The sequence below is a fragment of the Photobacterium sp. genome (assembly GCF_057456235.1).
On the sequence record NZ_JBVCPH010000006.1, the window covers coordinates 39,767 to 58,611 of the forward strand.

General features: G+C 48.2%; 20 protein-coding genes. 1 reads left to right on the forward strand and 19 read right to left on the reverse strand.

Translation table 11 applies throughout. From position 1 onward, the window contains the following. Window positions 1-6: 6 nt before the first annotated feature. Window positions 7-303 carry an EscU/YscU/HrcU family type III secretion system export apparatus switch protein gene (locus AC2204_RS08395; protein ID WP_318925072.1) on the forward strand — a complete coding sequence of 99 codons (297 nt, stop codon included), beginning with the start codon at window positions 7-9 and terminating at the stop codon, window positions 301-303. A 20-nt stretch (window positions 304-323) separates the two neighbouring features. Here AC2204_RS08395 and AC2204_RS08400 read toward each other — a convergent pair whose 3' ends face one another. The 19 genes from AC2204_RS08400 to fliM form a co-directional block, all read right to left on the reverse strand. Further along, window positions 324-758: a DUF2802 domain-containing protein gene (locus AC2204_RS08400; RefSeq protein ID WP_318925073.1), complete on the reverse strand. Its 435-nt coding sequence runs from the start codon at window positions 756-758 to the stop codon at window positions 324-326. Further along, a complete protein-coding gene (locus tag AC2204_RS08405; RefSeq protein ID WP_107281728.1) occupies window positions 758-1,243 on the reverse strand; it encodes a chemotaxis protein CheW in 486 nt (161 codons plus the stop codon). Before AC2204_RS08405 ends, AC2204_RS08400 begins: the two co-directional genes overlap by 1 nt. Before the next feature lie 23 nt (window positions 1,244-1,266). Further along, window positions 1,267-2,535, reverse strand: coding sequence for a chemotaxis protein CheW (locus AC2204_RS08410; RefSeq protein WP_318925074.1), 1,269 nt, complete (start codon window positions 2,533-2,535; stop codon window positions 1,267-1,269). Then, window positions 2,525-3,304, reverse strand: coding sequence for a ParA family protein (locus AC2204_RS08415; RefSeq protein WP_318925075.1), 780 nt, complete (start codon window positions 3,302-3,304; stop codon window positions 2,525-2,527). Before AC2204_RS08415 ends, AC2204_RS08410 begins: the two co-directional genes overlap by 11 nt. 10 nt (window positions 3,305-3,314) lie before the next feature. Then, window positions 3,315-4,475, reverse strand: a complete 1,161-nt coding sequence (locus AC2204_RS08420; protein ID WP_318925076.1) for a protein-glutamate methylesterase/protein-glutamine glutaminase — start codon at window positions 4,473-4,475, stop codon at window positions 3,315-3,317. A gap of 94 nt (window positions 4,476-4,569) precedes the next feature. Continuing rightward, entirely contained in the window at window positions 4,570-6,789 is a 2,220-nt protein-coding gene (locus AC2204_RS08425) for a chemotaxis protein CheA (RefSeq protein ID WP_318925077.1), read from the reverse strand. Between the two features lie 9 nt (window positions 6,790-6,798). Beyond that, entirely contained in the window at window positions 6,799-7,518 is a 720-nt protein-coding gene (locus AC2204_RS08430; protein WP_318925078.1) for a protein phosphatase CheZ, read from the reverse strand. Between the two features lie 37 nt (window positions 7,519-7,555). Continuing rightward, window positions 7,556-7,927 (reverse strand): chemotaxis response regulator CheY, encoded by a 372-nt coding sequence (cheY, locus tag AC2204_RS08435; RefSeq protein ID WP_318925250.1) that lies wholly within the window; start codon window positions 7,925-7,927, stop codon window positions 7,556-7,558. A 74-nt stretch (window positions 7,928-8,001) separates the two neighbouring features. After that, window positions 8,002-8,724 carry an RNA polymerase sigma factor FliA gene (locus AC2204_RS08440; protein WP_318925079.1) on the reverse strand — a complete coding sequence of 241 codons (723 nt, stop codon included), beginning with the start codon at window positions 8,722-8,724 and terminating at the stop codon, window positions 8,002-8,004. Next, window positions 8,717-9,604: a MinD/ParA family protein gene (locus AC2204_RS08445; protein WP_318925080.1), complete on the reverse strand. Its 888-nt coding sequence runs from the start codon at window positions 9,602-9,604 to the stop codon at window positions 8,717-8,719. Before AC2204_RS08445 ends, AC2204_RS08440 begins: the two co-directional genes overlap by 8 nt. Further along, a complete protein-coding gene (flhF, locus tag AC2204_RS08450; RefSeq protein WP_318925081.1) occupies window positions 9,597-11,282 on the reverse strand; it encodes a flagellar biosynthesis GTPase FlhF in 1,686 nt (561 codons plus the stop codon). The genes AC2204_RS08445 and flhF overlap by 8 nt, the downstream gene beginning before the upstream one ends. 109 nt (window positions 11,283-11,391) lie before the next feature. Further along, the gene (gene flhA / locus AC2204_RS08455; protein ID WP_318925082.1) at window positions 11,392-13,488 is read right to left on the reverse strand and encodes a flagellar biosynthesis protein FlhA; all 2,097 of its coding nucleotides are present in this window, start codon (window positions 13,486-13,488) and stop codon (window positions 11,392-11,394) included. A gap of 257 nt (window positions 13,489-13,745) precedes the next feature. Next, a complete protein-coding gene (gene flhB / locus AC2204_RS08460; protein ID WP_318925083.1) occupies window positions 13,746-14,876 on the reverse strand; it encodes a flagellar biosynthesis protein FlhB in 1,131 nt (376 codons plus the stop codon). Between the two features lie 61 nt (window positions 14,877-14,937). Beyond that, window positions 14,938-15,720 carry a flagellar biosynthetic protein FliR gene (gene fliR / locus AC2204_RS08465; RefSeq protein ID WP_318925084.1) on the reverse strand — a complete coding sequence of 261 codons (783 nt, stop codon included), beginning with the start codon at window positions 15,718-15,720 and terminating at the stop codon, window positions 14,938-14,940. A gap of 113 nt (window positions 15,721-15,833) precedes the next feature. Further along, the gene (fliQ, locus tag AC2204_RS08470) at window positions 15,834-16,103 is read right to left on the reverse strand and encodes a flagellar biosynthesis protein FliQ (protein WP_107281740.1); all 270 of its coding nucleotides are present in this window, start codon (window positions 16,101-16,103) and stop codon (window positions 15,834-15,836) included. Window positions 16,104-16,125: 22 nt separating this feature from the next. Further along, window positions 16,126-16,983, reverse strand: a complete 858-nt coding sequence (fliP, locus tag AC2204_RS08475; protein ID WP_318925085.1) for a flagellar type III secretion system pore protein FliP — start codon at window positions 16,981-16,983, stop codon at window positions 16,126-16,128. Then, on the reverse strand, window positions 16,970-17,371 hold the full coding sequence (fliO, locus tag AC2204_RS08480; protein WP_318925086.1) for a flagellar biosynthetic protein FliO: 402 nt from the start codon (window positions 17,369-17,371) through the stop codon (window positions 16,970-16,972). Before fliO ends, fliP begins: the two co-directional genes overlap by 14 nt. 8 nt (window positions 17,372-17,379) lie before the next feature. After that, complete coding sequence (gene fliN / locus AC2204_RS08485; RefSeq protein ID WP_318925087.1) at window positions 17,380-17,772, reverse strand: flagellar motor switch protein FliN; 393 nt, start codon at window positions 17,770-17,772, stop codon at window positions 17,380-17,382. Between the two features lie 16 nt (window positions 17,773-17,788). Further along, window positions 17,789-18,841 (reverse strand): flagellar motor switch protein FliM, encoded by a 1,053-nt coding sequence (gene fliM / locus AC2204_RS08490; protein WP_318925088.1) that lies wholly within the window; start codon window positions 18,839-18,841, stop codon window positions 17,789-17,791. Window positions 18,842-18,845: the final 4 nt, after the last annotated feature.

An 18,845-nucleotide genomic window follows, 5' to 3' on the forward strand; every position in this document is an offset into this window, starting at 1 on the left:
GCGTATATGAAAAGCAGTAAAAAGGCGATAGCCCTAACCTACGATGGACAGCAAGCTCCGCATGTCAGTGCCAAAGGGTTTGAACACCAGGCTGAACACATTATTGCGCAAGTAAAACAGCAAGGCGGGCTGGTTCATAAAGACGAGGTGCTCGCCCAGTACTTAAGTCAGTTTGAACTCGGGGATGAGATCCCTGAAACCTTATATCAGGTCATTGCCGAATTGATTGCATTTTCCTGGTACCTAAACGGCAAAACCCCTCCGGGATGGGAGGGGCTTAAATGTATCAACCAGAAAGTCTAATCTCGGCAGATTGGCAAAAACTAACGGCGCCTTTGCGTCGTCATTTGTTGCTGAAGCCTTAACAATAGTTCTGCTTCGGCTTGCGGCAAGTCGCATTCTTCCATTAACTCGTTAACGTCAGCACCTAATTCAACCATCTTACTGGCGCGGCTATAGAGTTTTCCATCCGGATCCTGCATTGCCATTTCACCTTGACGATCAGCGACATCTTCAAGATGAAGGGCCATATCAGCCATTTTCTGACTCATCGCCATTGTGCCTGCACGTAACTCATTAAACTGCTTTAACAAACTTTCGTGTTGCTGACGGGAATTTTTCGATACCAGCTCAATCGCCTCGAATTTAGTCTCGAGTACCCGTCGAGCTTTTTGCTCCCGTCGAACCAAAGCAAAAGCGGCCACGATGACTAGCACCGCAATCACAACAGGCGACCACTGTATGACCAGGTTAAGCATTATAGGTACGCCATGTCATCCCATTCTTCATCTGACAATAGCTTGTTCAAATCAACCAGGATCAATAGCTCACCATCTCGGTTGCTGACACCTTGAATGAACTTAGCACTTTCTTCGGTACCCACACTCGGCGTACTATCGATTTCAGAACCTCGCAAATAAACGACTTCAGCAACACTATCAACAAGAATACCAATCACTTGCTTTTCTGCTTCGATGATCACAATACGTGTATTGTCAGTAATTTCACCTTGCATCAAACCAAAACGCGAACGGGTATCGATAACCGTGACCACATTGCCACGAAGGTTGATAATACCCACGACGTAATCCGGCGCGCCTGGTACAGGTGCAATTTCTGAATAACGTAATACTTCACGAACCTGCATTACGTTAATACCATAGGTTTCATCTTCCAACTGGAAGGTAACCCACTGTAGTACTTCATCTTCTTTCTGAATCTCGGCGACACTAACCTGCGACATGTTTTTTCCTCTTTGACCCATCGTCACATAATACCCTTAACATCTAAACCCTCATTCAGCATTGAGATAAGAGCATTAACATGAATTAGAGCACACATTTTTTCTTTAACCATTCCAGCAAGCCAAGGGCGCTTTCCTGCCTTTTCCCGCCAGCGGACACTTTGCTCTGTCAGGGTTTCAGTGCCGTGGAGCTTATCACAAGCCAGCCCCCACTTACTCTCACCTAACATCACGATATAACGATAATTTTCCTGGTATTCATCCGTACCTAGTTTTTCTGGCATCACCCAGCAAGCCGTATCCACCACATCGAACTGTTTTTCTCGATTGGTCAGCAGCCCTAAATACCAAGCGGGACGGCCAAGCAAATGATTCAATTCACCCATTTGGTGAATACCGCCCAGCTCATTCAACGCCACGGCAAACGTGACGCCATTAACCTCGAAAAACAATGCTTGAAATGCCTGCTCAGAGCCAAGCTTACGCCATTGCTCAGGCGGCTCATCTCCACCTTCTTTTACCTGACGTAACGTTGACACGCCAGGTTCAAAATCAATCTGTGACTCTTCCGGTACAACAGGCTCAATGTCCGGTTCTGTTATTGCAGGCTGAAGCGCCACACTGTCGGTCTCAGCAACAGCCAGAAACTCCGCTTCCGTCTGTGTGGCAATCAGCCCATCACTTTCCAGCTGGATCTCTTGTTGCATCCGGCTCATCTGACTCAGCAGCCGTTGAACGCCTTGTAATTCCGAACGTTCATTATCGAATACTGCGGTTGCCGGTGAACGATCGCTCGACTTCGGTTGCAACTTGGCAACTGGCTCTGCCTGGAGCACCCATCCCGATGCCTGGCTTCCTCTTGTCGGCCCAGCCCCTTCAGAAACGATTGCACCAAAACCAACGCCAGCCTCTGATAACGCATCCGCCGAACCTGATCGCGCTTCTAATCCATCAGATAAGTTTGCTATCTCGCCAGATAACTGGTCAAAATCAAACGGCGTCGCGGTTGGCCCACAGCCATTATCAGCCTCAGCACTCTGCAGATCTTGGCTATCCTGCTGTTCCGCAGGGTGATGGCCTTTGGCGAGCGCCGAATCTTCGCTGAGATTGCCGCAATGATCGCAATCTTGCTCGATAGCAGGGGCAGAAGAAAGTACACCTGCACTTTCTTCAATGACAGCTGTCTTTTGTTCTGCCGCTGCTCCCTCGTCAAACAATGACGGTTCAGCCAGCAAATCAAAAAAATAATCGTCCAGCGCTTGTTCGCTGGATAACCGATTTTTATCGTTCATCTTGTTCTAATCGCTCAAGATAATTTAATAAGGTTTTATAAGCAAAAACACCGCGGCAATTACGAGCAAACAAGGATGGCGGCATATGTTTGATGCTGGCATCACGGAACTTGGTATCAATAGGCACAGCCGAGGCCCACACCTGGTCGGGAAACCTGACTTTAAGCTCCTGCAATGTCTGCAATGATGCCCGGGTTCGCTTGTCGTACATCGTTGGCACAATACAGACCTTAAAGCCTGCAGGTTTGGATTTCTGCATGATCTGCAATGTGCGCATCATCCGTTCCAGCCCTTTCATGGCCAGAAATTCAGTTTGTACCGGGATCAGAATCCGATCACTCGCGGCCAAGGCATTCACCATCATGACCCCCAGAATCGGCGGGCAATCGATCAACACATAGTCATAGTCATCAACCAGAGTCTGCATTGCCCTTTTCAGCACCAACCCCATACCACCCCGATTTCCCATTACCCTGTCGAGTGTTGCCAGCGACATATGGGCAGGAATAATATCGATCCCTTTAAACGCTGTGCTCAATATTAATGGCTGTACGGCGGAACGAGATATTGCAGGTAGCTGGAACAGGTCAAATAAACTGGCTGGTACATGATCAGCATCAAAATTCAAATATGTGGTCAGCGAAGCATGGGGATCAGTATCAACTAACAATACCCGCTTATTTCGCTCGCTTAACAAGCCAGCTAAGGCCACCGTCGTTGTCGTTTTACCAACGCCGCCTTTTTGGTTAGCAATACTCCAGACTATCAATGCCCGCTCCTTATCCCAGTCCAACCTCAACCAGAATACGCTCTGCAATACGTTCCAGCGGCAAATCTTCGCTAGAAATCCCCGCTTTAGCAACTGCTTGCGGCATTCCATAGACCACACAACTCTCTTCATCTTGAGCCCAAATGGTCGAGCCATTTGTTTTCAGCATCCGAGCACCTTCCCGGCCATCAGCCCCCATGCCCGTCAATACCATAGACAAGACTTTGTCGTGGTAGACTTTGGCAGCAGAACCAAAGGTGACATCAACACATGGTTTATAATTCATGCGCTCACCACCATCAAGAATGCGAATACGTGCTGCTCCCGGACGTCCTTCCACCATCATTTGCTTACCGCCTGGTGCCAGATAGGCAACTCCGGCTTGTAAGGCATCGCCATCCTCTGCTTCTTTGACTCCGATCTTACAAAGGTTATTCAATCGCGCAGCGAATGCCGCGGTAAACGTCGCTGGCATATGTTGGATCAATACAATTGGATACGGGAAATTGGCGGGAAGCCGGGTCAATACTTTCTGCAGTGCAACAGGTCCTCCGGTCGACGTCCCGATAGCCATTAACTGGTATTTTTTCCCCGAGGCTTTAAAACGAGCCAGCGGCTTAGCCGTTGCCGGACGCGCTAGCGGACGCGTTGCCGCCGCGGGTTTCAATGACGTCTGAGCAACTGCCGCACGTCCAGTCGAAAGAGGCTTCGTCAGCTCACGAGCGGTATTGGTCGCAGGCGCTGCCGTACGAACAGCACGACGCATAAATAAACGCTTACGGGCTAATTCGGCCACGCGCTTTTGTAATAAACCGATCGCTTCGTCGCGATTGCGCGCGATGTCTTCAAATTTTTTCGGCAGAAAATCCAATGCACCTGCATCCAGTGCATCTAACGTTGATTTTGCGCCTTCGTGAGTCAGTGATGAGAACATCAAAATCGGCGTTGGCGCAATTTTCATGATTTCACGGACCGCCGTAATGCCATCCATTACAGGCATTTCAATGTCCATGGTAATCACATCAGGCTGCAACTTCTGAGTTAACTCAACAGCTTCTTTACCGTTAACGGCATTACCAATCACTTCAAGACGAGGATCCGCATTAATGATTTCACTTACTCGGCGACGAAAAAAACTCGAATCATCTACCACCAATACTTTTACTGCCATTTAGTATTTATCTCGTCGTTATAAATTACCGGATCTTAATGATCAGTCAGGGGCCGGAGATCCTGACTGACTCATACAATTAATCAGTCACTAACTAGTGACCAACGTAATGCTTCAGCAGATTCGGAACATCAAGGATCAGTGCAATGTGACCATCACTGGTGATGGTTGCACCAGCCATACCCGGCGTGCCCTGAAGCAGAGCATCCAGCGGTTTGATCACGACTTCCTCTTGGCCGATTAAGGCATCAACGACAAACCCAATTCGCTGGTGACCAATCTGGACAATCACCACATGTCCATGAGCGCGCTCATTTTTTGATACGCGAGCTCCCACCAACCAGTCTTGCAGGTAGAACAACGGGATTGCCTTATCACGAACAATGATCGTTAACTGACCGTCTACGGTATTTGTCTTACGCAGATCCAGATGGAAAATTTCGTTAACACTGGCCAGAGGCAAAGCAAATGGCTGATCTGCCACGCCTACCATCAGAGTTGGCAGAATGGCAAGTGTTAGTGGCACTTTAATATCAATCCGGGTACCTTTACCAAGCGCTGAATCAATATAGATAGAACCGTTTAACTGGTTAATTGCCGTTTTGACGACGTCCATCCCAACACCACGGCCAGAAATATCTGAAATCTCTTTCTTGGTCGAGAAGCCCGGTGCGAAGATCAGGTTATACGCTTCGTGATCAGAAATACGAGAAGCTGCATCTGCATCCATCACACCACGCTCAACGGCAATCGCTCGCAGTCTGTCCGCATCCATACCACCACCATCATCTTCGATCGTGAGTAAGATATGATCCCCTTCTTGGGAAGCAGAGAGCAGTACGGTACCCTCGCGCGGCTTACCGGCTTTCTCACGGACATCCGGCATTTCAATACCGTGATCGACAGAGTTGCGCACCAGGTGAACCAATGGATCGGCTAGTGCCTCAACCAGATTCTTATCAAGATCGGTTTCTTCTCCGCGCATTTCCAGCACGATATCTTTCTTCAATGTACGCGCGAGATCGCGAACCACGCGAGGGAAACGACCGAAAGCTTTCTTGATGGGCTGCATACGGGTTTTCATCACCGCACCCTGCAAATCGGCGGTCACCACATCCAGATTGGATACAGCTTTTGACATTTCTTCGTCGTTGGTATTCAAGCCAAGACTAACCAGGCGGTTTCGTACCAGTACCAGTTCACCCACCATATTCATAATGGTATCGAGGGTTGAGGTATCAACTCGCACGGTTGTATCAACTTGTGGTTTCACTTTATCTTTCGCAGCCACTGGCTGTGTTTTACGTACGGCAACTGGCTGATTTGTCGGCGCAGGAGTAACGGGCGTAACCGGTGCTGGCGCCGGACTTGTTTCAGCGATCAGATCAGCAACGGATTTCGTCGCCATCTCTAATTCTTCTGCGGTAGGACCTTTGCCACTACCATGCAGTTCATCCAACAGACGTTCAAATTCATCGTCTGACATCAAGTCATCGCCAACGGCGCTCGAACCACTGTAAGCAGGAACTGATGACGCCGTCTCCGCCTCTGGCACTGAGGCGACAGGGGCAACTGAAGCACTCGGACTATTCGCAGGTCCGTTGCCACTGCCATGCAGTTCATCCAACAGACGTTCAAATTCATCATCCGTAATGTCGCCAGTTTCAGCCTGGAGTTGAGAAACCACATTCTGATTTGCCGAAGATGGTGAATTCATGGCTTGCGATTGCTCCACTGACGGACCTGAGCCTTGCCCGTGAAGCTCATCAAGCAGGCGTTCAAATTCATCCTGAGTCATGTCATTAACGGAACTGCCCGCCATTGCAGATGCAGCAGCGGGCACTTCGGCTACCGGTGCAGGATCTGAGGCCGGTTCTGCTGCGATGGATTCTGCCACCGCGGACCCGGCTAACTCAGCTTCTGTCGGCGGATGGCTGAAACGATGCAATGCATCAAGCAAGCTTTGATCTGCCGGAGCCAGGGGTTCATGTTCCTGAACCTGAGCAAACATCACATTGATCGTATCTAACGCTTCTAAAATCACATCCATCAATTCAGACGTAACCTGGCGCTTGCCAGTACGAAGCAGATCGAACACGTTTTCCGCACCATGGCACGCATCAACGAGTTCAGCTAAAGAGAGAAAGCCTGCGCCACCTTTAACAGTGTGAAAACCACGGAAAATGGCATTCAACAACTCTGAATCATCAGGGCAGCGTTCAAGCTCTACCAACTGCTCAGATAGCAGCTCAAGAATTTCTCCTGCTTCAACCAGAAAGTCCTGCAGGATGTCTTCGTCTAAATCAAAGCTCATAAATTTCCCTTAAAATCCAAGACTGGATAGCAAATCATCAACATCATCTTGAGAAGCCACCACATCAGAGCGTTCTTCGGCATTGACGATTGGTCCTTCAGCAGCAAGCGCGTTCACTTCCTTGAGGGATTCGGTTCTGTCATCTTGTTCCATGCCAAAAGCTTTCAGGATATCAACTAATCGATCTTCAACTTCATGCACCAATTCAATCACCCGGCGAATAATCTGACCGGTAAGATCCTGGAAATCTTGAGCCATCAGGATTTCCGTTAAATGGTTTCGAAGCTCACTGCTATCACCTTCAACCTGTACCAACAGATCATCAATGCCGTGACAGAGCGTTTTGAACTCACTGAGTTCAATCTGCCCGTTCATCAATTGTTTCCACTGTGGCTGAACTTGCAGCAAGTTCTGATGCAGTTTGTCAGCAATAGGTAATGTGATTTCAACCGCATCCATTGTTTTATTTGCTGCCGCTTCGGTTTTGTCTATCACATAGGACAAACGGCCACGAGCATCAGGTATTTCGGTCTTCGCTAAGTCATTAATGCGTGGATCCAGGCGAAAATTGGCCAGCGAGTCATGTAACTGTCGGGTTATTTTGCCCACTTCCGCAAACATAGGATCATGACTATCGGAAACCAAAGTCTGCACAAGCAAGTTGGCATCGGCCTGTTTGCCTTGCTCCAGCAAACTGACGAGCTGTTTTGCCTGATCGAGTGAAATCATTATTATTATTATCCTTTTAGCATCCGGCTAATGATGATTACTGCAACCGCTCAAAGATCTTCTCTAATTTTTCTTTTAGTGTTGCGGCGGTAAATGGCTTAACAATGTACCCATTTACACCGGCTTGTGCGGCTTCAATAATCTGCTCGCGCTTTGCCTCGGCCGTGATCATCAGTACCGGCAGGCGTCTTAATTCCTCATCGGCACGAATGTGCTTCAGCAAATCAATGCCTTGCATACCCGGCATATTCCAATCGGTAACGACAAAGTCAAAATCACCTTTCTTCAGCATTGGTAGTGCAGTCAATCCGTCGTCCGCCTCAAGGGTGTTATTAAAGCCCAAGTCACGTAGTAAGTTTTTAACGATACGGCGCATTGTTGAAAAGTCGTCAACAATGAGGATTTTCATGTTTTTGTTCAAAGTTGCCTCCACTGAGGTCACAGTGTTTTTATCTAGGTTTAATTTAGTAATACTAAACAGTATTAAACAGCCCAAGCTTTCAGCTTGGATCGTAAACGTTGCATAGCCTGACTCTGAATCTGGCAAACTCGGGATTCACTTACCCCGATAATGGCCCCGATCTCTTTAAGATTGAGTTCTTCATCATAATAAAGAGACAGAACCAAAGCCTCTCTTTCAGGTAATTCCTTAATGGCTTCGGTCAATGATTGACGGAAATTATCATCTACAACGCCCTGAAAGGGAAGATTTTCTTCCAGTGACTCTTCACTTGCCACTGCATCTTCTGACACGCCGAGATCATCCATCCCAACCAGACGCCCACAATTAACATCATTTAACGCCTGATGGTACTGATCGAGTGTCATTTCGAGATATTCAGCGATTTCCTGATCATTCGGGTCACGCCCCAGTTCATTTTCTAACCGGGAAATGGACTCGCTGATACGTCGGCTATTTTTATAAACAGAACGAGGAACCCAGTCGCCACGACGAAGATCATCGAGCATCGCTCCCCGAATACGAATACCGGCAAAGGTTTCAAAGCTCGCCCCTTTGGTCGGATCGTAGTTTTTTTGTGCTTCCAGCAAACCGATCATGCCGGACTGAATCAAATCTTCTACGAGCACGCTTGGAGGAAGACGACCCATAAGATGATGGGCAATGCGTTTAACCAACGAGGAATAACGCTCGATAAACGCTTGCGGACTTTCTTTGTAGCGTCCGTAAGTGAGTGCTTTATTCACCGACCAACACCTCAACAGGCGCTTTTTTTACGATTAACCTCTCAACAAAAAACTCCAGATGACCACCAGCATGGCTGGGAATGGGCCAGGTCAGCGCTTTGTTGGACAGAGACGTTAATGCTAATGATGCCGGACAACGAGGGTATGCTTCAACGACGATTTTCTGCCGCTTCACAGCCTGGCGGACGCAATCATCCAGTGGTACACAGGCCACCAATTCCAAGTTTGCATCTAAAAAGCGCTCTGTTACCCGGGTTAACTTGGTGAATAAATCACGACCTTCACGATAACTGCGTACCATATTGGCGACAATTTTAAACCGTTGAACATCATATTCACGGCTCAATAATTTGATTAGTGCATAAGCATCTGTAATTGAGGTCGGTTCATCGCACACCACTACCACCACATCCTGTGCGGCGCGGGAAAAACTCAGAACCATATCGGAGATACCAGCGGCCGTATCAACGAGCAGCACATCAATATCATCCTGCAAGTTGCCAAACGCGCGGATTAAGCCGGCATGCTGTGCTGGGGTTAATTCTGCCATATTTTGCGTGCCGGATGATGCTGGCACGATTTTTACGCCATAAGGACCTTCAACAATAATATCCTGAAGCTCACATACCCCCGCCAATACGTGCGACAAATTGCGTCCGGACCGTAACCCTAACATAATATCGACATTGGCCAGACCTAAATCAGCATCGAGCACCATGACTTTCTTACCCTGACGGGCCATAGATATCGCCATGCTTAGCGTAACATTGGTTTTACCAACCCCGCCTTTACCACCTGTTACTGTAATAACCTTGGTGGATGATAACTTTGTCATACGGCGCAGGCCGCTCGCTTGATCGTGCATTATGTTCTCAATCATAAAAATCCGCCGCCTGATCGTCTGAGTTATCACTACTCCAGAAATGAGATTGCTGACTAATTTCTTGTTCTAATAATTCATTCGCGCGTGAAACAAGATAGTTACCGGTGGCAACTTTAATGTCTTCCGGCACACGTTGACCGTCTGCTAAGTAAGCAATAGGCAAGGCATTTTGTATTGTTACGCACATCACTTCGCCTAAACTTAACGACTCATCAAGTTTTGTCAGCACACACCCTGAAAGCGGTATCCGACGGAAATGTTCAATCGTCTCCTGCAACACCCGACGTTGTGCCGTTGATGGCAAGACCAGGAAACTACGGATATGGGCACCACTGTTTTGCATCAATGTATCAAGTTGCTCAGATAAACGAATATCCCGCTGCCCCATACCAGCAGTATCGAGTAGTACTAAACGGCGATGTCGCAACTGATGAAGTATATCGGCAAGTTCTTCGGCATCTTTAGCAACTCGTACCGGACATCCCATAATTCGGCCATAAGTGGCTAATTGTTCATGAGCACCAATACGGTAAGTATCAGTTGTAACCAGTGCAATCTCATCAGGTCCGAAGTCCATTGCCGCTCGTGCTGCCAGTTTTGCAATGGTGGTGGTTTTACCGACCCCTGTGGGACCCAGAAGCGCCACGACGCCACCGGTTTCTAAAATGCAGTCGCTGGTGGTGATAATCTGATCTGACAATAAATCTAATACTGCCGGCCAGGCTTCATGGGCCGGGACATCTTCCGGAATATAACACGCCAGCTGATCTGAGAGTTCCGGTGATAATCCCATTTTTTCTAAACGTTTGATCATCATGGCGCGCATTGGTTCACGGCGCTCAACTTCCTGCCACATCAAACCAGACAGCTGATGTTCCAGCAACCGGCGAATGGATGCCATTTCATTGCGCATCACATCAAACTCATCATTCTGACGGCCGGATTTTGAGTCATAACGGGTAGGATCAAGGCGTGACTGACTCGTCCGCTCGGCACCACGGCCCAACTCAGATTGCGGGTTATGGCGCGAAGCAGAAGAACGATGAAAATCACCGCGGTCCATGGCAGAGTTTGTCTGGCGCTGTCCCAGACCTGCAGATCGAGACTGGCGCTCATCAGCACCGCGTCGAGCGGATCCTTGCCTGAAACCATCAGCATTCAAGTTTGTTTTTTGAGCTTGTCGAGGTTCGTTCTGGCTGTAACCGTGACGGTTCGGACTCATGTTATTGCGATTCTGACTGCTGCCGCTACGATTAAGGCTATTACGTTCTGGCTGCGCACCATGCTGCTTCGACTGGCGCTTTAACAACGCTGATAATGAATCAATTTCACTCGGGTCTTGGGCCTCATGATATGACTCGCCCGCTTGCGGTTTATCGCCGGTATAGTTTTGCAGCACATTGGCAAAGCGGCTAACCGCCGACGGCTGTTTTAACTGCACCTGATCATCGGCCAGCTTACGCTTAGCTTGTCCGAGGCGGCTGGCCAGTGCATCGCGAGTCGCCTGAAGGGCTTTCGGCGGCTCATTGGCGACGTCTGTATCAACGGCGGCAACAATTTCAACCCCCCCTGTGACTTTCTTATTCGACATGATCACGGCATCAGCACCGAGCTCTTCTTTCACTTCGCTCAGTGCAGTCCGCATATCCTTGGCAAAAAATCGTTTAATTTTCAATTTTGTCTTCCCGTCAGATGGCGCTTCACCATGCTTGTACGTTTTACTCAATTACCGACTTGTTCAGTTGTCTACTGACTCAGCCACAATCTGTTTCGTTGCTACGGGCTTAGTTACCCACCGCATTCACAATACGTATTTGTTTTTCATCAGGAACTTCCTGATAGGACAGTACGCGTAAGCTTGGAATGGTGTTTTTAACAAACTTCGCTAAGGTGGAGCGTAAGACCCCAGAAGTGAGCAGTACTGCAGGCTCCCCTTTCAGCTCTTGCTGTTGAGTCGCCTCGGTGAGTGAACGCTGTAATCGCTCTGCCAAACCGGGTTCAATGCCTGATGATTCACCACCGGCAGACTGCATGGTTTTATGCAAAAGTTGTTCCAATTCTGGAACCAATGTAATTACCGGTAATTCAGGCTCTATTCCATTGATTTCTTGTACGATTAGGCGCTTTAAGCCGATTCTGGCTGCCGCTGTCAGTATGTCAGGATCTTGACTCTTCGATGAATATTCAGACAAAGTCTGAACAATAGTTCGAATATCACGCACCGGTATGGCTTCATTAAGCAGATTCTGCATCACTTTCACCACAACACCCAGAGATAGCTGGTCCGGTACAAAACCATCGATGAGCTTAGGCGTTGATTGCCCCAGCATCTCAAGCAGGTTTTGTACTTCTTCATGGCCGAGCAACTGAGACGCACTGTTGGTTAAGATCTGGCTTAAATGGGTGGCCAGCACCGTTGCCGAATCCACCACGGTATAACCCAGCGCCTGAGCATGCTCCCGCTGGGCTTCCATGATCCACACGGCTTCCAGTCCAAAGGCCGGATCGGTCGTGTTTTCCCCGTCAATGGTACCGAATACCTGGCCCGGATTAATTGCCAGCTCCATATTGGGATGAATATCCGCTTCACCACACGCGACCCCCATCAAGCTGATACGGTAGCTATTCGGCGGCAATTCCAGATTATCGCGGATATGGACAGGCGGAATGAGAAAGCCAAAATCCTGGGATAGCTTTTTGCGGACCCCTTTGACACGGTCAAGCAACTCACCGCCCTGCTCTTTATCAACCATCGGGATCAGACGGTAGCCGACTTCAAGGCCGATAATATCAACCGGTTGAACATCGTCCCATGAAAGTTCTTTTTGTGATGGTTGCAATGCCAGTTCGGTCGATGGTGCCTCTTGTTCAACCAATGCCGCCTCTTTTTCTTTTTTCGCGCGCCAATAGGCAAAACCACCAATCATCATTGCAAACAGCAGAAAGGGAATATGGGGCATGCCTGGCACAATGCCCATGACAAATAAAATACCACCGGTAATAATCAATGCTTGCGGGTTATTGAATAACTGGAAGTTCAGTTGCTGGCCCATGTCCTCGTCAGTATTTTGACGGGTCACCATCATGGCCGCACCAATCGACAGTAATAGTGAAGGGATTTGAGCGACCAGACCATCACCGATAGTCAGCAAGCTATAAATTTCAATGGCATCGCCAAATGACAGGCCGTGTTGGCCCATACCGATAATCAGCCCCCCCACGATATTGATCACCAAGATCAAAATACCGGCAATGGCATCACCTTTTACGAATTTAGACGCACCATCCATCGAGCCGTAAAAGTCGGCTTCTTTGGTTACTTCAAAACGGCGGGTACGCGCTTGCTCCTGATCAATCAGTCCGGCATTCAAATCAGCATCGATTGCCATTTGTTTACCCGGCAAGGCATCGAGAGTAAAGCGGGCACTCACTTCAGAAATACGTCCTGCACCTTTGGTGACAACCATGAAGTTAATGATCATCAAGATAAGGAATACCACCAGGCCTACAGCATAGTTACCCCCAATGACCACGGAACCAAAGGCATCAATCACCTGGCCTGCAGCATCAGAGCCTTCATGGCCATACAGTAACACCACGCGCGTCGACGCCACGTTCAGTGCCAGGCGAAGCAACGTCGCAATTAACAGCACGGTGGGAAATGCGGCAAAGTCCAGGGGGCGACGTGTATAAATGGTGACCAGCAGTACCACTAAAGACAAAGCAATATTAAAAGTAAAGGCCATATCCAATATCAGGGGAGGTATTGGCAATATAACCATTGCTAAGGTTGTAAGCACCATGATTGGTGCACCAACAGCAGGTATAGACTGTAACCGGGATAACTGTAATTTATCCGTAAAAGGTATCAAGAACTTCATGAAATATAATTATTCGGCGCGCTACTGAAACTGCTATTGAAAGGCTCTTTAAAATGTTTGAGCCTGATTAGGAACCATATTGAAAGCAAAAATCATGCCCTAAATTACTGCCATTTTTTTGACCTCGAGAGAGACTAACAGAAGTCTGGATAAGCTACGAGAAACCGGATGCGTTTTGTGACATTTGGCAGGCTTTAAAATGGTTATAACCTTAAACAGAGCGCGGTAACACAGGCGCATATGAGACATGTTCAGCATCAGTGACGTAACTCGGCAGGAATATCCATTGCTTCTTTTGCCAGCATTGGTCTTTTGCCTCGTCCTTTTCGGTACTGCTTCAATTGGAACACATACGCTAATATTTGCGCCACGGCGGTAAATAACCCGTCAGGGATCTGCTGTTCCAATTCTGTCGAGTGATAAATCGCTCGTGCCAACGGTGGTGCCGGCACGATATCAATACTGTGCTTATTGGCCACTTCACGAATTTTAAGTGCCAGATGATCGATGCCTTTCGCAATAACAATCGGCGCCTTATCAAGATCTGGATCATAACGCAAAGCAACCGAGAAGTGTTCCGGGTTGGTGATCACCACATCGGCGGTAGGCACATCTGCCATCATCCGACGCTGTGCCATTTCCCGCTGCAGCATACGAATACGCCCTTTCACTTCCGGTTTACCTTCAGAGTCTTTATATTCGTCCTTAACTTCCTGTTTGGTCATTTTCAGCTGTTCGCTGTGCTGCCAGATCTGATACGGCACATCAATCGCCACAACCACCAGCAGCGAACAACAGATCAAAATGACAAAGTTCAGCAAAATATCTAACGCATGGAAAATATTAGTCGGATACGTTTCAACGCTGAGCTGGAAAAAATCGTCAAGACTGGCGTACATCAAGTAAAATGCCATACCGGCAACTAATCCGATTTTGAGTATTGATTTTATCAGCTCAATCCAGCTTTGACTGCCAACCATCCGCTTCAGGCCACTTAGCGGGCTCATCTTTGACAACTTCGGTCTTGCCGCCTCAGCCGAAAAACTCACCCCGCCTAAACCCGCAGCACCAATTAACGCCGCAAAAAAAAGAAACAGCAACACTAAACTCAGCGGTAATGCGATACGCCAGACCGACAGGCTAATGATCGAGAACAGCTTATTCAGGTCAAAAATGTCATCTCGGCTTAACGAAAACATTTTCGACATAACCAGAGCAAGCGACGTTCCCAGTCCTTCACCAAACCACATCAGCGAAACGGCACCTGCTACCAACACGGCAACTGAAGCCAATTCTCTTGAGCGCGGAACCTGACCTTTCTCCCGCGCCTGCTCCAGCCTTCGCGGGGTGGCGGATTCGGTGCGTTCCTGACCGTCTGAATCTGACATTTAGATATCTTCTCGTTATAAGGTTCTAGGAAAGCGTTTAATCCGCGCGTTGAGCCCATATTTAACAATCGACTCGAACCAGACTGCATATTTGTTCAAAACCAAACTGCCAGTTGTATTCATACTGCGGCAGCATCCCCATCACCAAAAACCAGCTGATCAACAAACCAAGCAACAGGGCCAATGAAAAACCAAGCGAAAAAATATTCAGCTGAGGGGCAGCCCGGGTCATAACACCAAATGATAAGTTCACCGTCAACAAGGCAATAACGCCAGCCAACGCCATATTTAATGCTGCTTTGAACATATGGCCAAACCACTCGGTCAACTGATAATAATCCACCGGCTGTAACATTGCCTTGCCAATCGGTAAGGTTTTAAAACTGAGTACCACTAGATTGAGCATGGCCAGATGACCATCGGTCGACAGAAACAACATGATCGCCAAAAACAGATAGAGCTGGCCGAGTACCGGGGTATTCTGCCCATTCGCCGGATCGACCATAGAGGCGAAACCGAGACTCGATTGCATACCAAGGATCTGCCCCACCAAGACAAAAGTCTGGGTAACAAACTGCGTCACCATTCCCATCGCGACGCCGATAATCACTTGCTGGGTGGTCGTTAGAAAACCTTGTAAAGACAATAAGGCAAGATCTTCGGGCACCTTGGGCAAAACGGGCATCACCGCAAACGTGATCGTTACGGCCAGATATAAGCGAATTTTAGGAGATACAAACCGGGCACCAAAAAAGGTCATCGCCATCATCATGGCCGAGATGCGGGTTAGGGGCCAAAAGTAATTGGCGATCCAGTCAAGCAGCAGTTCGGATGGATAGGCCATCAGGTTACTCGCCTGTCTCTATGCGGCATGTTTTTTTCGTACATGACACTCTGATATGCAACCCTTTGATATAAAATCCAGCTTTCATATACTGACTACCTTTTTCCGCCGGACTAATATAACAGCTGAGGAATTTGTTCGACGATCCGGAAAAAGTAATCCATCAGCATCTGCGTCATCATATGGCCGAAAAACATCAAGGCCAGTAAGGTAACGATCAGGCGAGGCAAGAAGCTCAACGTTTGCTCATTAATGGATGTCGCGGCCTGAAAAACCGCGACCACTAAGCCAATCAGCAAGCCCGGAACCACAATTGCGCAGACCATCAGCAACACCATGTACAGGGCTTCCTGGAATATTTCGACAAACGCTTCAGGTGTCATAACATTTCCTTTTGAATTGGTATCAGATACCAAAACTCCCCGCCAAGGTAGACAAAATCAGATTCCAGCCGTCAACCAGCACAAATAGCATCAACTTAAACGGCAACGATACAATCATCGGCGACAACATCATCATCCCCATCGCCATCAGTACCGATGCAACGACCAAATCAATGATTAAGAAAGGTAAGAACAACATAAAGCCGATCTGAAATGCCGTTTTCAGTTCAGAGGTAATAAATGCCGGGATCAGTACCGTCATCGCAACGTCTTGCGGATCGGTTGCCGTTGAACCCGACATATTAACAAAGCTTTCCAGATCTTTGACCCGGGTCTGTTTCAGCATGAACTGCCTCAGTGGCTGCTGGGCTGCGTCGAAAGCTTGCAGCGCGGTGACTTCTTCGTTGATATACGGTTGGATAGCATCGGTATTGATCTTATCGAGTACCGGCGACATGATAAAGAAAGTCAGGAACATCGCAATACCGATAATCACCTGATTCGACGGTGTCTGCTGCAGGCCCATCGCCTGCCTTAAAATCGACATCACCACCACAATACGGGTAAATGATGTCATTAAGATAACAATTGCCGGCAAGAAGCCTAAGGCTGTCATCAATGCCAGGATCTGCAGGGTTACCGAGTAATCTTCAGTGCCGTCAGGATTGACGGTAACAGAAAAAGCCGGAATACCGCCGCCACTGCCTTGGGTCAATAAACGAGATGCACCTTGTTCATTTTTCATCGCGCTGGCCGTAACACTCTCAGCACCAGCCGACAATGCTGGTAACGCATTGGCCGTGGTTTCCGCCATGACCGAAAAGGCAAAGAAAAAGGCAAAAGCCGCCAAAGTGGCGGCAATAATATTATTTCTTATCATTTATTTTCAACAACTTGCTTAGGTGGTTAGAAAAATCCCCACTTTGCTGCTCCCCCATGGGCAACGGCTCTTCTAATTTGGTTAGCAGCGAGATATTGTGTTGCGTTACCCCGACAAGCACTTGCTCGTTGCCGATCTGCAATAACACAATGCGTTCCCGCTGACCGATAGGCAACTGCTTCAGCACCTTTAACGAACTGTCCGACCCTTGAATACCGGGTAATTTCATTCGTCTTACTAACCAGGCTAAAAACAAGATAAGCAACACAACTAGCATCAACGAGGCTAACGTCGTCGCGACATTGATCTCGGGTGCCGGTGCAGCCAGTACCGGTAGGCTTATAAAGGCAGATCCTACACCAGCGAATAAAGATAGCGGATATTTCATGGTTAACCTTAACGAAGTTTCTTAATGCGCTCGGTCTGACTGATCACGTCTGTCAGACGAATACCAAACTTGTCATTAACCACAACCACTTCGCCGTGAGCAACCAGCGTACCGTTAACCATGACATCCAGTGATTCACCGGCAATACGGTCTAGCTCCACCACAGAGCCCTGATTCAATTGCAGCAAGTTACGAATACTGATTTGAGTGCGGCCCACTTCCATCGAAATGGTTACCGGAATGTCCATAATCGAATCGAGCTTACGCCGTTCATCATCCGAAATTGGCGTGCTTTCATCGGTGAGCTCTTCAAGAGGAGCCGGCTGTGCGGCTTCTTCAACCACCTGCTCTGCAAGTGCAGCAGCCCAATCATCAGCAATTTGTTGGTCATTTTGAGACATAACTTACACCCGTCATTTAATTGTCTGATTTATCTCTATTAATTTCTGTCAATGCAGAACCTAACTCATCACGGTCAAGAAAAGCCAAATCGGTTTTCATCATATCCGGACGCTTGAGTTTCTCGGTTACCTTCAAGGCGATGTTATCGCCAGATTTCCCCATTTTAGCACGGTAGGTTGGCAGATCTTCGACAAAAACAATCGCCGATTCCGGCAAATCAATCGGAATAATATCGCCCGCCTGCAGCTCCATCAAATCACGCAATGATAAATCAAGATCCAACAGGTTGGCGCGAATATTCACTGGCACATCCATGATTTCATCACGCAGGGCTTTGCTCCAGCGTACATCGGTATCCATCTTGTCGCTCTGCACACCGGCATCGAGCAGTTCCCGGATCGGTTCAACCATGGAGTACGGCATCACAACGTGGAAATCTCCCCCACCGCCATCCACTTCAATATGGAACGAACTGACGACAATCACTTCTGTTGGGCTAACAATGTTGGCCATGGTCGGGTTGACTTCTGAGTCAAGATATTCAAACTCAACGCCCATCACCGGCGACCAGGACTCACGGTAGTCTTCAAACACCAGTTTCAGCAGCATCTGGACTATGCGACGCTCTGTCGGGGTAAACTCTCGCCCTTCGATCTTGGCATGGAACCGGCCATCACCACCAAAGAAATTTTCCACCAGGATAAAGACCAGACGGGCTTCCATAGTAATTAATGCCGTACCTTTAAGCGGCCTGAAGCGCACCATGTTCAAACTGGTCGGAACGTACAGTGTATTCTGGTACTCACCAAATTTGATCATCTGCACGCCGTTAATTGATACTTCTGCCGTTTTACGCAGCATGTTAAACAAGCTGATACGCATATGGCGGGCAAAACGCTCGTTGATCAGTTCCAACGTTGGCATTCGGCCACGAACAATTCTGTCCTGAGATGAAAAGTCGTAATCGGCTACACGGTTGTCACCGGCAACCTCGCCCTCTTCATCTTCTACGTCATCAACACCATGTAACAGGGCATCGATTTCGTCTTGAGTTAGTAAGTCACTCACATTA

Excerpts from the sequence above, each read along its gene's own strand:
- AC2204_RS08425 (WP_318925077.1), bottom strand. The coding sequence starts at position 6,789 with ATGAGCTTTGATTTAGACGAAGACATCCTGCAGGACTTTCTGGTTGAA.
- fliR (WP_318925084.1), bottom strand. The coding sequence starts at position 15,720 with ATGGCCTATCCATCCGAACTGCTGCTTGACTGGATCGCCAATTACTTT.
- AC2204_RS08405 (WP_107281728.1), bottom strand. The coding sequence starts at position 1,243 with ATGTCGCAGGTTAGTGTCGCCGAGATTCAGAAAGAAGATGAAGTACTA.
- AC2204_RS08400 (WP_318925073.1), bottom strand. The coding sequence starts at position 758 with ATGCTTAACCTGGTCATACAGTGGTCGCCTGTTGTGATTGCGGTGCTA.
- flhA (WP_318925082.1), bottom strand. The coding sequence starts at position 13,488 with ATGAAGTTCTTGATACCTTTTACGGATAAATTACAGTTATCCCGGTTA.
- AC2204_RS08395 (WP_318925072.1), top strand. The coding sequence starts at position 7 with ATGAAAAGCAGTAAAAAGGCGATAGCCCTAACCTACGATGGACAGCAA.
- fliQ (WP_107281740.1), bottom strand. The coding sequence starts at position 16,103 with ATGACACCTGAAGCGTTTGTCGAAATATTCCAGGAAGCCCTGTACATG.
- fliP (WP_318925085.1), bottom strand. The coding sequence starts at position 16,983 with ATGATAAGAAATAATATTATTGCCGCCACTTTGGCGGCTTTTGCCTTT.
- fliN (WP_318925087.1), bottom strand. The coding sequence starts at position 17,772 with ATGTCTCAAAATGACCAACAAATTGCTGATGATTGGGCTGCTGCACTT.
- fliO (WP_318925086.1), bottom strand. The coding sequence starts at position 17,371 with ATGAAATATCCGCTATCTTTATTCGCTGGTGTAGGATCTGCCTTTATA.
- AC2204_RS08420 (WP_318925076.1), bottom strand. The coding sequence starts at position 4,475 with ATGGCAGTAAAAGTATTGGTGGTAGATGATTCGAGTTTTTTTCGTCGC.
- AC2204_RS08445 (WP_318925080.1), bottom strand. The coding sequence starts at position 9,604 with ATGATTGAGAACATAATGCACGATCAAGCGAGCGGCCTGCGCCGTATG.
- flhB (WP_318925083.1), bottom strand. The coding sequence starts at position 14,876 with ATGTCAGATTCAGACGGTCAGGAACGCACCGAATCCGCCACCCCGCGA.
- AC2204_RS08430 (WP_318925078.1), bottom strand. The coding sequence starts at position 7,518 with ATGATTTCACTCGATCAGGCAAAACAGCTCGTCAGTTTGCTGGAGCAA.
- cheY (WP_318925250.1), bottom strand. The coding sequence starts at position 7,927 with ATGAAAATCCTCATTGTTGACGACTTTTCAACAATGCGCCGTATCGTT.
- AC2204_RS08410 (WP_318925074.1), bottom strand. The coding sequence starts at position 2,535 with ATGAACGATAAAAATCGGTTATCCAGCGAACAAGCGCTGGACGATTAT.